11 protein-coding genes, 1 tRNA gene and 1 pseudogene are annotated in these 12,967 nt (G+C 68.3%); 3 read left to right on the top strand and 10 right to left on the bottom strand.

The window, feature by feature from the left end:
- Positions 1-4: 4 nt before the first annotated feature.
- Positions 5-208, bottom strand: coding sequence for a hypothetical protein (locus tag QMG86_RS05990; RefSeq protein ID WP_068057770.1), 204 nt, complete (start codon positions 206-208; stop codon positions 5-7).
- Positions 209-580: 372 nt separating this feature from the next.
- Here QMG86_RS05990 and QMG86_RS05985 point away from each other — a divergent pair, with 372 nt between their 5' ends.
- Entirely contained in the window at positions 581-1,369 is a 789-nt protein-coding gene (locus QMG86_RS05985) for a DUF8757 domain-containing protein (RefSeq protein WP_281878169.1), read from the top strand.
- Here QMG86_RS05985 and QMG86_RS05980 read toward each other — a convergent pair.
- The 8 genes and pseudogenes from QMG86_RS05980 to QMG86_RS05945 all read right to left on the bottom strand — a co-directional run bounded on the left by QMG86_RS05980 (position 1,366) and on the right by QMG86_RS05945 (position 9,999).
- The gene (locus QMG86_RS05980) at positions 1,366-1,839 is read right to left on the bottom strand and encodes a DUF488 domain-containing protein (RefSeq protein ID WP_281878161.1); all 474 of its coding nucleotides are present in this window, start codon (positions 1,837-1,839) and stop codon (positions 1,366-1,368) included. The two genes, QMG86_RS05985 and QMG86_RS05980, sit on opposite strands and share 4 nt — an antisense overlap.
- Before the next feature lie 258 nt (positions 1,840-2,097).
- Positions 2,098-2,170, bottom strand: a tRNA-Ala gene (locus tag QMG86_RS05975).
- Between the two features lie 551 nt (positions 2,171-2,721).
- On the bottom strand, positions 2,722-3,459 hold the full coding sequence (locus QMG86_RS05970; RefSeq protein WP_281878160.1) for a DsbA family protein: 738 nt from the start codon (positions 3,457-3,459) through the stop codon (positions 2,722-2,724).
- A gap of 840 nt (positions 3,460-4,299) precedes the next feature.
- A pseudogene (locus QMG86_RS05965) lies at positions 4,300-5,475 on the bottom strand (MFS transporter); the annotation flags it as partial.
- Entirely contained in the window at positions 5,465-7,108 is a 1,644-nt protein-coding gene (gene pgm, locus QMG86_RS05960) for a phosphoglucomutase (alpha-D-glucose-1,6-bisphosphate-dependent) (RefSeq protein ID WP_281878159.1), read from the bottom strand. The gene pgm and the pseudogene QMG86_RS05965, both read right to left, overlap by 11 nt.
- A 47-nt stretch (positions 7,109-7,155) precedes the next feature.
- Positions 7,156-7,374: a hypothetical protein gene (locus QMG86_RS05955; RefSeq protein WP_281878158.1), complete on the bottom strand. Its 219-nt coding sequence runs from the start codon at positions 7,372-7,374 to the stop codon at positions 7,156-7,158.
- A gap of 74 nt (positions 7,375-7,448) precedes the next feature.
- A complete protein-coding gene (locus tag QMG86_RS05950; protein WP_281878156.1) occupies positions 7,449-7,811 on the bottom strand; it encodes a DUF190 domain-containing protein in 363 nt (120 codons plus the stop codon).
- Between the two features lie 688 nt (positions 7,812-8,499).
- Complete coding sequence (locus tag QMG86_RS05945; RefSeq protein ID WP_281878154.1) at positions 8,500-9,999, bottom strand: MFS transporter; 1,500 nt, start codon at positions 9,997-9,999, stop codon at positions 8,500-8,502.
- Positions 10,000-10,116: 117 nt separating this feature from the next.
- On the opposite strand from QMG86_RS05945, the gene QMG86_RS05940 reads away from it, so the two are divergent.
- Together QMG86_RS05940 and QMG86_RS05935 are read left to right on the top strand one after the other, a co-directional pair.
- Complete coding sequence (locus QMG86_RS05940) at positions 10,117-10,797, top strand: TetR/AcrR family transcriptional regulator (protein ID WP_281878153.1); 681 nt, start codon at positions 10,117-10,119, stop codon at positions 10,795-10,797.
- Positions 10,798-10,851: 54 nt separating this feature from the next.
- The gene (locus tag QMG86_RS05935; RefSeq protein WP_281878151.1) at positions 10,852-12,150 is read left to right on the top strand and encodes a D-arabinono-1,4-lactone oxidase; all 1,299 of its coding nucleotides are present in this window, start codon (positions 10,852-10,854) and stop codon (positions 12,148-12,150) included.
- A 9-nt stretch (positions 12,151-12,159) separates the two neighbouring features.
- Here QMG86_RS05935 and QMG86_RS05930 read toward each other — a convergent pair whose 3' ends face one another.
- Positions 12,160-12,906, bottom strand: coding sequence for an SIR2 family NAD-dependent protein deacylase (locus QMG86_RS05930; protein ID WP_281878150.1), 747 nt, complete (start codon positions 12,904-12,906; stop codon positions 12,160-12,162).
- Positions 12,907-12,967: the final 61 nt, after the last annotated feature.

The following is a 12,967-nucleotide window of genomic DNA, read 5'->3' as shown; positions in this document are numbered from 1 at the left end:
TCGTTCAGACTGCGCTTCGTGCTGACAACGCCCCAAGTGCACGTATGGCCTCCGCGGTCTCCCGCTGGGCTTCCGCCTGCGCGAGGGCAGCATGTGCCTGCGCCTGAGCGATCACGTTCCGCCGCTCCGCTCCGCTGACCGCCTCCCCGGCGGTGAGGCCACTGAGCAGTGCCTCGGCGCGCTGCTTGTGAGTGGTGTAGTCATCCATCGGGCGATTCTCGCACCCTGCCCCCTCGTGGGCGAGCCACCCCCGCACGCTCATCGGAGTACCGCCTCGAGCCGACGGCAGCGGTCCCCGGGACTGCGGCGTCGAGTCAAGCCCTTCGTCGACAGCGACAGTCCCGCGCGGCGCAGAGATAGTTCTCGGGGCGAGCGCACGCCGGAGTGACCAACATCTGTGAGATGGCGGCGGGGCTGCCGACAGAAATCCCGGCTGATGAGAGCGCGTTTGGGCGCGGTTTCGCCCGTTTCGAGTCGTGTTCCCAGTTACGCTGGCTTAATGGGGGCCAGCGAATTACCAAGCGCCACAAGTGCGACGGGCCTCAGGCAACCTCGTGCAGGGGACGAGACCGTAAAGGTCATGATCACCGTCAAAACCTACCCGAACCCGAGCGACACATACGGCGAGACCGTCTGCGTGGCGGGCGTCAGGCTCGATCGGGAGCGTCCCGAGTGGATCCGTCTCTACCCGGTGAAGTTCCGCAACGAGGACTTCGACAAACAGTTCAAAAAGTACGAGGTCCTGCGCCTCAACGGCACATACAGACAACCCAACGACAACCGCCCTGAGTCGTTCCGCCCGCGCCAGGACGAGCTGGAACACATAGAGCTGCTGGACACGAGCAGCAATTGGCAGCGGCGCAGGATGAACCTCGACGGTCTCATCGGCGCCGCTACCATGTGCGGGCTCCTCGCACAAAACCCTATCGGCGGCATGGGCACCCCGTCACCGTCGCTCGGACTCGTCAAACCGACCGACGTCGAGGTCAGGGTCGTCGCCGGAGAACCCTGGTCCGCAGCGGAGCGGGCGAAGATCGACAAGTCGTCGGCTCCGGACCTGTTCGGCACCTCGCTCAGACCGCTGGAACCCGCACCATTCGCTGTGCGATACAAGTACCGCTGCGAATCGTCGAAATGCCGCGGCCACGACCAGAAAGTGCTCGACTGGGAGGCAGGCCAAGCCAGCCGACGCTGGCTGAAGTCCCACGGTGCCCTCCGAGCGCACGAGATGCTCCTCCAGAAGTGGCGCGACACAATGCTCTCACCTGACCGCGATGTCCACTTCTACGTCGGCAACCAGAACCAGCACCGCCGATCCTTCTCCGTCCTCGGCGTCTGGTACTCCAAGACCGAACTCGCCTTGTTCTAGACGTGTACCACCGCCGCGTTGGGGCGAGCTTCGAGCAGTCGATGCACCACCATGTCACGATGGCACTCGGCATGGTCGTGCTCAAAGCACAGCAACGCCACCACACCACCATCGAGAAGCTCGGACACGTGCGCAAGAGCGTCAGTCGCAGCGGCACTATCGAGTAAGTCGTGATACCGGGCGCGGGATTCTGGCTCACCGGCGCGGAAACCATCCCGATTGCTCTTCGGATTGCCGAGTGCACGGTGGTGGACGTAACCGATGCCCACCGCAGCAAGAGCCTCGGCGAGCTTCGTCTTCGACAACCCAGGTTTGCGGCTCAGCGGAGTCAGGCGTACATCGACGAGCACTTGGACGTCTTGTTCAACGAGCTGGGCGACGAGATCGTCGATGGTTTTCCCCTCATAGCCGATACTGACGAGGGTTCCTTCGGCGGCGTCGTAATCGGCGGCAGTGTCAGAGGCTCCCATAGGTTCCTATGGTGCACCAGCCACTGCGATGTAGCGCGATGGACCCAAAATCGCGCGCCCGAATCACGACCACCGACCTGCCACAATGACTCCCGGTCCCGGCCTACACCCGGATCAGGTCCCACCGTTCCGCTGGTAGCACAACGGCAGAGCCATCATCAACAAAATTGCAGGGCCAAACCGGGGGGTAAATGGGGGCCAGGTCCAATAGAAAAAGGTCAGGCCCGGTCTAAGACCGGGCCTGACCTGATGTTTCTGTGGAGCTAAGGGGACTCGAACCCCTGACCCCCACACTGCCAGTGTGGTGCGCTACCAGCTGCGCCATAGCCCCTGGTTGGTTGCGCTCCGGGTGTCCCCGCCGCGCTTGAATGAAGTTACACCAACCGTGTGTCGCCGACCAAATCGCCTCGATTCGGGGGTGACAAGACGGAGCAAAAGAGCCTATTATCGAACATGTGTTCGAGTGAAGTCGGTAGCGCGGGTGAGGGGCGATAGCCGGTGGACGCTCGGGACGGGCGGAGCAGATGGGGTTGCTGGTTTGCCCGTTCCGGGTGTCCGGCGGTCACGTGGAGTGCGCCCGGCGTGCGGAAGTAAGACCTCTCGAGGTGCGGTCTAGGGACAGGGGGCCGGATCGCGCTGTCGAGTGCGCGGGCCGGGTAGCGGCAGGTGGAGCCGCTGCCCGGCCCCAAGCCAACTGAAAACTCGGCGAGCGGCGATCTCGGGGGCTGGGGATGTCGGGTCGCGCCGTCGAGTGGGCCGGGGCGTCGATTTGGTGGAGTCGGCGTTCCGGCCCTTCCGTTCACCGAGCGCCCCGATCTTGTGGTGCGACCGGAGGCGAATCTCACCGGACCCGTGAGCTTTTGAAACCCCGAACAGCACTGCTCACTTGGTGAGCGAGACCACCCAGTTCTCGTCGTTGGTGTCGATCTTCGTCGCCCCGTCGAACACGGCGGGCGTGGCCGCCGAGCCGCCCAGGGCCTCGCCGAGCGCCGCCGTCTGCGCCATGGCGCTGCTGCGGGCGGAGTCGACCTTGGCTCCGGTCGCGATGCACTGCCGGACCGATTCGGCGGCCCCGGCGTCGCCCGCGATCGCGGCGAGTTCCTCGTTGCTCAGGTCGGCGCCGCCTTCGCTGGGGCGCTTGGTGGTGAACAGCTCGGTGTGGAACTTCGAGTAGACCGGACCTGCACCCGCTTCGGCAACACACTGGTTCGCGGCGACGGCGCGGGTCGAATAGTCCTTGCTGCGGGAGCGCGCGTCGAGGAAGTTCACCAGGCGATAACGCACCGCCAGCGCGCCCTCATCGATCTTCTGCGCGATCTCCTGGCCGTAGATGCGCTCCAAGCTGCCGCAGCCAGGGCACAGCGGGTCCTCGAAGACATCGATGGTCTTCTTCGCGTCCGGGCGGCCGAGCAGAATCGAGCCGTTCTGCTCGAGCACCGAGTGCACCGTCTCGTTGCGCGCCGACCCGTAGCCGTCGTTCCGGACAGCCGCGTCGTCCCGCCCCCAGCGGATCGCCGCGATGACGATCAACACGATCAACACGAGAGCGACCGCACCGAGCGCATAGGTGGTCGCACTGGACATCGGCCGGGGCGTGTACTTCGAACGCGATTCGCTCACATTCACACTTTGCCGCACCCAACCACCATCCCCACCGCCGGGCCACCGATCCGACCCACGCCCACGCACAGCGAGCGCACCTACACAGCAGGGTTCCGACACCGGCCGAGCAGTCGGGGTCCGGTCCTCAGTATCTCCGCGCGTCCGCCGGGCAACGCACGGAGACAGCAGCCGCGACCACCCGCGCCGACTTCGCACCACCCCGGCAACAGTGGATTCAGCCCCTCCGGGCCCGGCGCTCACCGCCGCGACAGTCTTCCGCCGCCTGCCAGCCGCGTCTGCGCGCAGGCCGTGGCAAGTTCGCCGAACGAATCGGCGACTGTCCGGCGTGGACTCGGGAGACACATCCCCGCCGTCCAACGCCTGTCCCGTCCAGCCGCGACCGATCGGGTGCGATCTGTGTCCTCGTCACCGCCTGCGGCGGACACGCCGCTCCGGCCGACGACGTTTGCCGTGAGACATCGGGCGCCCCGGCGGATTTTCCACGTCCGAGTCGACGACCGCGGTCCCCGGCGCAGGCGTCACCGGCCGGGAATCCGCTGAGATACCTGAGCGATCGCCGCGCACGGCCGGGGCACGACGTACCAGCCCGTCGAACTCCGCCGGCGCCCCGGCGCCCTCCGGCACCGATTCGGGACGGCCGACGTGGGTAGGCGAATCTTCCACGCCGTCTCCACGCGGAGCCGCCCCGGAGGAGGCCACCACCGGCACTGCGCTGTCGGCTACCGGCGCACCGGACACGTCACTCAGCGCGCGATCGATCCCGGCCGCTTGCCGTTCGGTGTCGTCCGCTCCGCCGGATCGATCGGAGGCAATCTCCGATCGAACGGCCCTCCCCCGCCGCAACGGCTCGGGCACGACGGCCCAGACGAGCGCGGCGACGGCGAGCAGCGCGCCGGTCACTGTGAGGGCCAGACCGTAGGACACCTGCTGGGCCAGGGCGCCCACGGCGACCGGCCCGATGACGGTGCCGAGGTCGGCGGCCATCTGGAAGCCGGCCAGCACCGGCCCGCCGCGCGCCTTGGGTCCGATGACGTCGGCGACGGCGGCCTGCAGAGCGGGCGTGAACAGGCCGGAGCCCAGCCCGGCCAGGAACGAGGTGGCGAGCAGCCAGGGCAGGTCGCTCGCCAGGCCGAGCCCCGCCGTTCCCGCCGCGCACACCAGCGAGCCGACGATGACGAACGGTTTGCGTCCCCATCGGTCGGACAGTCGCCCGGAGGCGAACAGCACCGCGACGTTGCCCGCGGCGAAGACCGTCAACGCGACACCGGCCATCCCCGGCGCTTGGTGCAACACCTCGACGACGAGCAACGGCACCAACGCCATCCGGACGCCGAACACGGCGGCGCCGTTGGCGAAGTTCGACAGCAGCACCGCCCGGTACTCCGGCCGTGCCCAACCCTCCCGGAAGGACATCATGCGCACCCCACCGGCCGGCTCCGGCGCGGCCAGTTCCGAATGCCGCAGGCTCAGGTGCACCACCACGCTGACCAGGAACAGCGCCACGGCGTAGATCACGAACGGCCAGCGCAGCCCGAGCCCGGACAACCCGCCACCGACCAGCGGCCCGCTCACCGAACCGACCAGGAAGCTGGTCGACCACAGCCCGGAGACCCGGCCGCGCTGTTCGGGCGGCGACATCCGGATGACCAGCGCCAGCGACGACACGGTGAACATCGTCGAGCCGATGCCGCCGAGCGACCGCAACACCATGAGCTGCCAGTAACTCTGGGCCAGCGCGCTGGCGCCGGTGGACGCCGCGACGATCAGCAGCCCGCCGAGATAGACCGACCGCTCCCCCAGCCGCTGCACCAACCGCCCGCTCACCGGCGCGAACAGCAACCTCATCAGGGCGAACGCGGAGACGATGGCGGATGCGGCCGCGACGCCGACGCCGAACCCGCGCGCGAACTGCGGCAGCACCGGGGCGACCAAGCCGAACCCGATGGCGATGACGAAAGCGCCCCCGACCAGCACCCAGATCTCGGTGGGCAGGGGCTTGGTTCTACCGGTCACCGGTCAGCGCCTGTCCCACCAATTCCTCCGCGGCCGTCTGCACCTCGGCGAGGTGCTCGGGGCCGTGGAACGACTCCGCGTAGATCTTGTACTTGTCCTCGGTACCGGAGGGGCGAGCGGCGAACCACGCGTTCTCGGTGGTCACCTTGAGGCCGCCCAGCGGCGCGCCGTTGCCCCGCGCCCTGGTGAGCACGGCGGTGACCGGTTCCCCGGCGATCTCCTTCGTGGTGATCATGTCCGGAGTCAACTTCGCGAGCAGCTCTTTCTGTTCCGCGGTGGCGGGCGCGTCGATCCGCGCGTAGGCGGGACTGCCGTAGCGGCGCTCGAGCTCGACGTAGCGCGCCGACGGGCTCTGGCCGGTGACCGCGGCGATCTCGCCCGCGAGCAGCGCGAGCAGGATGCCGTCCTTGTCGGTGGTCCAGACCGTGCCGTCCATCCGCAGGAACGACGCGCCCGCGCTCTCCTCGCCGCCGAAGGCCAGGCTGCCGCTGAACAATCCGGGCACGAAGAACTTGAATCCGACCGGCACCTCGTGCACGTCGCGGCCGAGCACGGAGACCACCCGGTCGATCATGGACGAGGTCACGGCGGTCTTGCCGATCTTGGTCAGCGCGTCCCAGCCCATCCGGTTGGCGACCAGGTATTCGATGGCCACCGCCAGGAAGTGGTTCGGGTTCATCAACCCGCCGTCGGGTGTGACGATGCCGTGCCGGTCGGCGTCGGCGTCGTTGCCGGTGGAGATGTCGTAGTCGTCCTTGATCGCGACCAGCCCGGCCATCGCGTAGCGGGAGGACGGGTCCATCCGGATCTTGCCGTCGCTGTCGAGCGTCATGAACCGCCAAGTGGGATCCACGAACGGATTGACCACCTCGAGTTCGAGGTCGTAGCGCTGGCCGATCTCCTCCCAGTAGTCGACGCTGGCGCCGCCCATCGGGTCGGCGCCGAGCCGGATGCCCGCGCCGCGGATCGCGTCCAGGTTCAGCACGTTGGGCAGGTCCTCGATGTAGTGGTCGAGGTAGTCGTACCGTTCCACGCCGGTGGCCAGCGCGCGCTCCAGCGTGGTGCGCTTGACGCCGGTGAGCCCGTCACGCAGCAGCTCGTTCGCGCGGGCGGCGATGGCGTCGGTGGCCGTGTTGTCGGCCGGGCCGCCGTGCGGCGGGTTGTATTTGAATCCGCCGTCGCACGGCGGATTGTGCGAGGGGGTGACCACGATGCCGTCGGCCTGGTGCTTGGCGCCGCCCCGATTGTGGCGCAGCACAGCGTGACTGAGTGCGGGCGTGGGGGTGTAGCGGTCGCGCGCGTCGATCACCGCGGTGACGTCGTTGGCGGCGAGCACCTCGAGCGCGGTGGTCCAGGCGGGCTCGGACAGGGCGTGCGTGTCCCTGGCGAGATAGACCGGCCCGGTGATGCCCCGGGTCGCGCGATACTCCACGATCGATTGGGTGATCGCCAGGATGTGCGCTTCGTTGAAGGCACCGTCCAGGCTGGAGCCGCGATGTCCCGACGTGCCGAACGCCACTCGCTGAGCCGGATCCCGCGCATCCGGTACCCGGCTGTAGTACGCCGTCACCAGATGGGCGATGTCTTCCAGATCGGTGGGACGTGCGGGACGCCCGGCTCGATCGTGGGCCATGCTCGGGTCTCCCTTCCGTATCGGCTGCGCCCGGCTCGTCATCAGGATCATGTCCACGACCACCCGGTCACCGCCGACCCCACGGCCACGTCGTCCATCTCGGCCACCAGCCGGAACGTCTCGCAGCCGTACATGCTGAACGTGGTCGGCACGGTGCGGAAGCCCGCTTCCGCGGCGGCGAGCGGCCGAGCACCCGCCGACGCGCCGCTCAGATCGCCGAGCCGCGCCGGACCGACAATGGTAACGGCCGCCCCGTGCGGCGGCATCGGCGAGGCGAAAACGGCTGGTGCCGTACGGTCCGTGGAAGATCGGCGGGCATCGGGCTTTCCGCGCGGTCTTCTCATCGCTCACCTTCCTGCCACTGGTCCACCGGCGACAGAGTGACGTTGACCGAGGTGAACAGTTCGGCATTCCCTTCGACGAAGGCGCGCAGGCGTTCCGGCTCGTCGACCAGTATCAGCAGCAACGGAAGGTGGTCGGCGACATCCAGAATGCGAGTGGTGTGCACGTGCGAGGACGCGCCGTAACCCTCGATGCCGCGCCACACGCTGGCGCCCGCCAAGCCGGTATCCCTGGCCCGGCGCACGATCTCGTGATACAGGGGCGCGTGCCGCCACTTGTCGTCCTCGTCGAGCAGCACGGTGAGCCGCGCCGCGGGGCGCCATCGTCCCGCCGTGGCGGTGCCCGCTTGCGAACCACTCATTGCCTGCCCCCTTCCGTGTGCCGTTCCCGTCGATCGCCGAGCCGAACCAGGTATCCACCGTGCCATGCCCGCGCCGGGCTCCGCCGCCCCGGGCTACGCCGACCGCCACTCCCCGAGGCGGACGGGCGCGGGAGTGCCGCGCCCGGTCCGAGGAGTCTACGAACCTCGCGGACGGGGTGGAGAGGGTGGTGCGACCGCCGGGTACGCCGATGCCGAGAAGGGTGCGCAGCAGTCTCTTGGCTACCCACGCCGAAGCGGCCGGAATCATCGGGATTCCGAGTGCCGGGCATCCCATGACAGGTACCGCGTCGGCCGGACAGGGAACCGCTCACCTCTGCACGAGACCGGATCGAGCACAATGCCGATGGCGTTCAGCGAAGCCCACCACCGCTACTTACCTCGTATTTTGCACCAATAGTGGTGATTCGGGAGCGCTTTGCCGCGCATGGCGGACGGGTACCGCGTGTCATGCACGACGCCGATCGGACTTCGATTCGCACCGCTTCCTACCACGGAAAGGTTCGCCTCCACACGGAATCGGCCTCTCCCAGCGGCTGACCGGCAATCACAATGCCACGGTTTCGATCGACCCGCGAGGCAGACATCACGACGGCCGCCGGCCCCGCGACGGAGTCGCGGGAGCGGCGGCCGCTGTGCAGTGCACCGGATCGGCAGGGGCGCACTCGGATCAGTGCGCGAGCACCGGCTCTCCCTCGGCGGGCACCGGCGCCGTGCTCGGCATGAGCACCGCGGTGAGGATGCCGCCCGCCACGAAGATCGCCGTGGCCCACCAGAAGCTGGTGGTGTAGCTCTCGATCGCGGACTGGGCGATGGTGAGCGGGTCCGGGGTGCGAGTGGACAGGTAATCGGTGGCCGCGGACGCCGCGATGGTGCTCAGCAGCGCCGTGCCGATCGATCCGCCGACCTGCTGGCTGGTATTGATCATGGCCGAGGCCACGCCGGCGTCCTCGTGCTGCACGCCCGAGGTGGCGCCCTGGAAGGCGGTCGACATCGCTCCGCCGAGGCCGAGACCCAGCAGGATCAGGGCGGGCAGGATGTGGGTGGCGTAGCCGGTGTCCAAGCCGATCCGGGTCAGCCAGGCCATGCCCGCCGCCGCGATCAGGAAGCCGCCGCTGACCACGATCTTCGGGCCGAGCTTCGGCAGCAGCAACGACGGCGCGGTGGTCGAGGAGACCACCATGGCGGCGACCATCGGCAGGAACGCCACGCCGGTCATGATCGGCGAGTAGCGCAGGGTCAGCTGCATGTAGTAGGTGAGGAAAAGGAAGATCGCGAACATCCCGATGCCCATGACGAACACCGTCAGGTAGGAGGTGCCGCGCATCCGGTCGAGCACGATCCGCATCGGCAGCAGCGGGTGCGCGACCCGGGTCTCCAGCCAGGCGAACACCGCGATCAGCGCCGCGCCGCCGAGCAGGAAGGCGAGGGTGACGCCGTTGGTCCAGCCGTCCGATTCCGCGTGCGAGAACCCGTAGACGATGCCGAACAGGCCCGCGGTGACCACCACCGTGCCGGGGATGTCGAGTTTGGGTCGCTCGGTGGCGGCATGCTTGGCCAGCAGCAGCACCGCACCCACCAGGGCGACGGCGGCGAAGGCCAGGTTCACGAACATCACCCAGCGCCACGAGGCCCACTCGGTGAGCGCGCCGCCCAGCAGCAGGCCGATCGCGCCGCCGGTGCCCGCGACGGCGCCGAAGATGCCGAACGCCTTCGCCCGCTCGGAAGGTTCGGTGAAGGTGACGGTCAGCAGCGAGAGCGCGGCGGGCGCCAGCAGCGCGCCGAAGACGCCTTGCCCGACCCGGGCCGCGACGAGCATCTCGAAGCTGGTGGCCGCGCCACCGATGGCGGAGGCCACCGCGAAGCCGACCAGGCCGACGATGAAGGTGTTGCGCCTGCCGAACAGGTCGCTGAGGCGTCCACCGAGCAGCAGCAGGCTGCCGAACGCCAGTGCGTAGCCGGTCACCACCCAGGAGCGGTCGCCGTCGCTGAAGCCGAGGTCCTGCTGCGCGGCGGGCAGCGCGATGTTCACCACGGTCGCGTCGAGCACGACCATGAGCTGGGCGACGCCGAGGACGGCGAGCACCCACCAGCGCAGGGCGTGCGAGCCGCGCCGCCCACTTCCCGTCTGCTCGGGGGCGGGGCCCCCACGGTCGATGGCGGTAGTCATGTGTCCCCTTTGTCTCGAGCTTTGATCCGGAGGTATATCCTCCGCTTGTCTGAAGAAGTTACCACCATAACGGAGACAACGCCTCCGGTTAATCCCCGAGCTTGATAGAATGAGGGTGTGAATCACGCCACGGTCGCCTCCCCTCCCCGGCGCCTGCGGGCCGATGCCGCGCGTAACCAGCAGCGGATCATCGCCGCGGCACGGGAACTGTTCGCCGATCACGGACTCGAGATCACCCTCGACGACGTGGCCGAGCGCGCTGGCGTGGGCGTCGGCACGGTGTACCGCCGCTTCGCGAACAAGAAGGAACTGATCGTCGAGGTCTTCGATCAGAACCTGAACGATTTCGCCGACGCGGCCGACGCCGCCCACCGGCACCCCGACCCCTGGTTCGGACTCGTCGAGTTCTTCGAGTACGCCTGTCGGCACTTGGCCACCAACCGCGGGTTCAGCGAAGTCATGCTCGAACTCGAAGACGACGAAACCGACCGATTCACGGTCGTGCGCGATCGCATCAAACCCACCGTGACCGCCATCTGCGCGCGTGCGCGCGACGCAGGCGTCCTCGCCGACGGCATCGAGCCCTCGGACTTCTTCGCGCTGGTGCACATGGTCGACGCCCTCGCCGAGTTCGCCAAGCCGGTCAATCCCGACGTGTGGCAACGCTATATGGCCATCATGCTGAACGGCGTCCGCGGCGACGGCACACCGCGCCAGCATCTCGTCGTCCCCCCGCTCACCGACGACGAGGTGGAGCAGGCCAAGCAGCAGCTGACCTGCGGGTGGCGCAAGCGGTAGCGAGATCGCACCGTAAGTAGCGCGTGTCACGCCCGCTCCCGTAAAGTTGGTCACATGACCAATTCGTGGGTGAACTGGGCGGGCGATCAACGGTGCGCGCCCGCGCTCATCGCCACGCCGCGCTCCGTCGACGAGGTGGCCGGCCTGCTCGCCGAAGCCGAAGCCGAAGGTCGCAGCGTGCGCGTCGCGGGCACCGGCCATTCGTTCACCGACGCCGTCCTGACCGACGGCACACTGCTGAGCCTGGCGGCAATGAACCGGGTGCTCGACGTCGACCGAGCCGAGGGCCTGGTCCGGGTGGAGGCGGGCATCAGCCTGAACGCGGCCAGCACCGCCCTGCACGAGCACGGCCTCGCCTTCCCGAACCTGGGCGACATCGACGTGCAGACCGTGGCGGGCGCCATCGCCACCGCCACCCACGGCACCGGCGCGACCTTGCAGAACCTCTCCGCCGCAGCGCATTCGGTGGAACTGATGCTCGCCGACGGAAGCCTGGTCGAACTGAACGAGCACACCGATCCCGACGGCTGGCGGGCTGCGCGGGTCGGCATCGGCGCGCTCGGCGTCGTCACCGCCGTGACGCTGCGCGCGGTGCCGTCGTTCGTGCTGGAGGGCATCGAGCGACCGATCCCGGTGGAAGAGGTCCTGGCCGACCTGGATTCGTTCATCGACGGCAACGATCATTTCGAGTTCTACATGTTCGCGCACAGCCCGCTGGCCATGACCAAGCGCAACAATCGCGTCACCCTGCCCGAGCAGCCGCGCCCCAAGGCGGTGGACTGGTTCGCCGACATCCTGATGTCCAACTACGTGTTCGACGCGCTGTGCCGAGTGAGCCGCAGGCAGCCGCGCCTGGTCCCCTTCATCCAGCGCAGCGCCGCCTACGCGGGCAGCTACCGGCGCCAGGTGGACCGCTCCTACCGGGTGTTCGCGTCGCCGCGCCTGATCCGCTTCACCGAGATGGAGTACGCCATCCCGCGCGAGCACTCCGTCGACGCGATTCGCGAGATCAAGGAACTGAGCACTCGATTCCACACCCCGATGCCCATCGAGGTGCGGTGGGTCGCGCCCGACGACGCGTTCCTGTCCCCGGCGGGCGGTCGCGACACCTGCTACATCGCGGTGCACCAGTACCGTGGCATGGATTTCGAGCCGTACTTCCGCGCCTGCGAAGCGGTGTTCGACCGCTATCAGGGCCGCCCGCACTGGGGCAAACGTCACTTCCAGACCGCCGCGACCCTGCGGAGCCGCTATCCCGAGTGGGATCGGTTCGCCGAGGTGCGACGTCGTTTCGACCCGAAGGGGCGTTTCGCCAACCCCTACCTCGATCGGGTGCTCGGCCCGGTCGGCTGAGCCCTGGGCTCAGGCGGCGAGGATTTCGGCGACCAGACGAGGCACGGCCGTGCCGATGGGCTCGCGGATGATTTCGGTGGCCATGGCGTCGTACGGCGTCGGCTCGGCGTTCACGATGACCAGATCGACGCCGGCGCGCACCGCGATCGAGCACATCGACGCGGCGGGCTCGACCTGCAACGACGTGCCGATGGCCAGGAAGATGTCGCTCGTCTCGGCGGTGAGCGCGGCCTTGGTCATGGTGCGCCGGTCCATCTGCTGTCCGAACATCACGGTGGCGGCTTTGAGGATGCCACCGCAGCCGGGACACGGCGGGTCGGGTTCGCCCGCGGCCACCCGCTCCAGAGTCGCGGACATCGAGGTCTGGTAGTCGCATTCGATGCAGACGACCTCGAACATGTTGCCGTGGATCTCGATCACCCGATCCGGCGACGACCCCGCCCGCTGATGGAGGCGATCGATGTTCTGGGTGATGATGGTGACCGCCCGCCCGGCGCGCTCCAGGTCGGCGAGGGCGTTGTGGGCGGCATTGGGCACCGCCTGCCACGCGGGATTATCCCGCCGCGCGAGCCAGGCGCGTTCCCGCAGCCCCGCGTCGGCCACATAATTCTGATAGGTCGACAGCAGTTCGGCGATCGGATCCTTGGTCCACACACCACGCGGCCCGCGGAAATCGGGGATGCCGGAATCGGTGGAGATGCCCGCGCCCGTGAGCACTCCGATCCGGCCGGTACGACTGCGCCACTCGGTCGTCATATCCGCACAGCCTAGGGGCACCGGCGCGATGGCGGATCACCGATAGACGATGAGAGATTTG

Origin of the sequence: Nocardia sputorum (assembly GCF_027924405.1) — a bacterium.
Lineage (GTDB): Bacteria > Actinomycetota > Actinomycetes > Mycobacteriales > Mycobacteriaceae > Nocardia > Nocardia sputorum.
Note: the sequence above shows the minus strand (reverse complement) of the source record. Positions and strands in the feature narration are given on the sequence as shown.

Excerpts from the sequence above, each read along its gene's own strand:
- QMG86_RS05990 (WP_068057770.1), bottom strand. The coding sequence starts at position 208 with ATGGATGACTACACCACTCACAAGCAGCGCGCCGAGGCACTGCTCAGT.
- QMG86_RS05985 (WP_281878169.1), top strand. The coding sequence starts at position 581 with ATGATCACCGTCAAAACCTACCCGAACCCGAGCGACACATACGGCGAG.
- QMG86_RS05980 (WP_281878161.1), bottom strand. The coding sequence starts at position 1,839 with ATGGGAGCCTCTGACACTGCCGCCGATTACGACGCCGCCGAAGGAACC.
- pgm (WP_281878159.1), bottom strand. The coding sequence starts at position 7,108 with ATGGCCCACGATCGAGCCGGGCGTCCCGCACGTCCCACCGATCTGGAA.
- QMG86_RS05955 (WP_281878158.1), bottom strand. The coding sequence starts at position 7,374 with ATGCCGCCGCACGGGGCGGCCGTTACCATTGTCGGTCCGGCGCGGCTC.
- QMG86_RS05950 (WP_281878156.1), bottom strand. The coding sequence starts at position 7,811 with ATGAGTGGTTCGCAAGCGGGCACCGCCACGGCGGGACGATGGCGCCCC.
- QMG86_RS05945 (WP_281878154.1), bottom strand. The coding sequence starts at position 9,999 with ATGACTACCGCCATCGACCGTGGGGGCCCCGCCCCCGAGCAGACGGGA.
- QMG86_RS05935 (WP_281878151.1), top strand. The coding sequence starts at position 10,852 with ATGACCAATTCGTGGGTGAACTGGGCGGGCGATCAACGGTGCGCGCCC.
- QMG86_RS05930 (WP_281878150.1), bottom strand. The coding sequence starts at position 12,906 with ATGACGACCGAGTGGCGCAGTCGTACCGGCCGGATCGGAGTGCTCACG.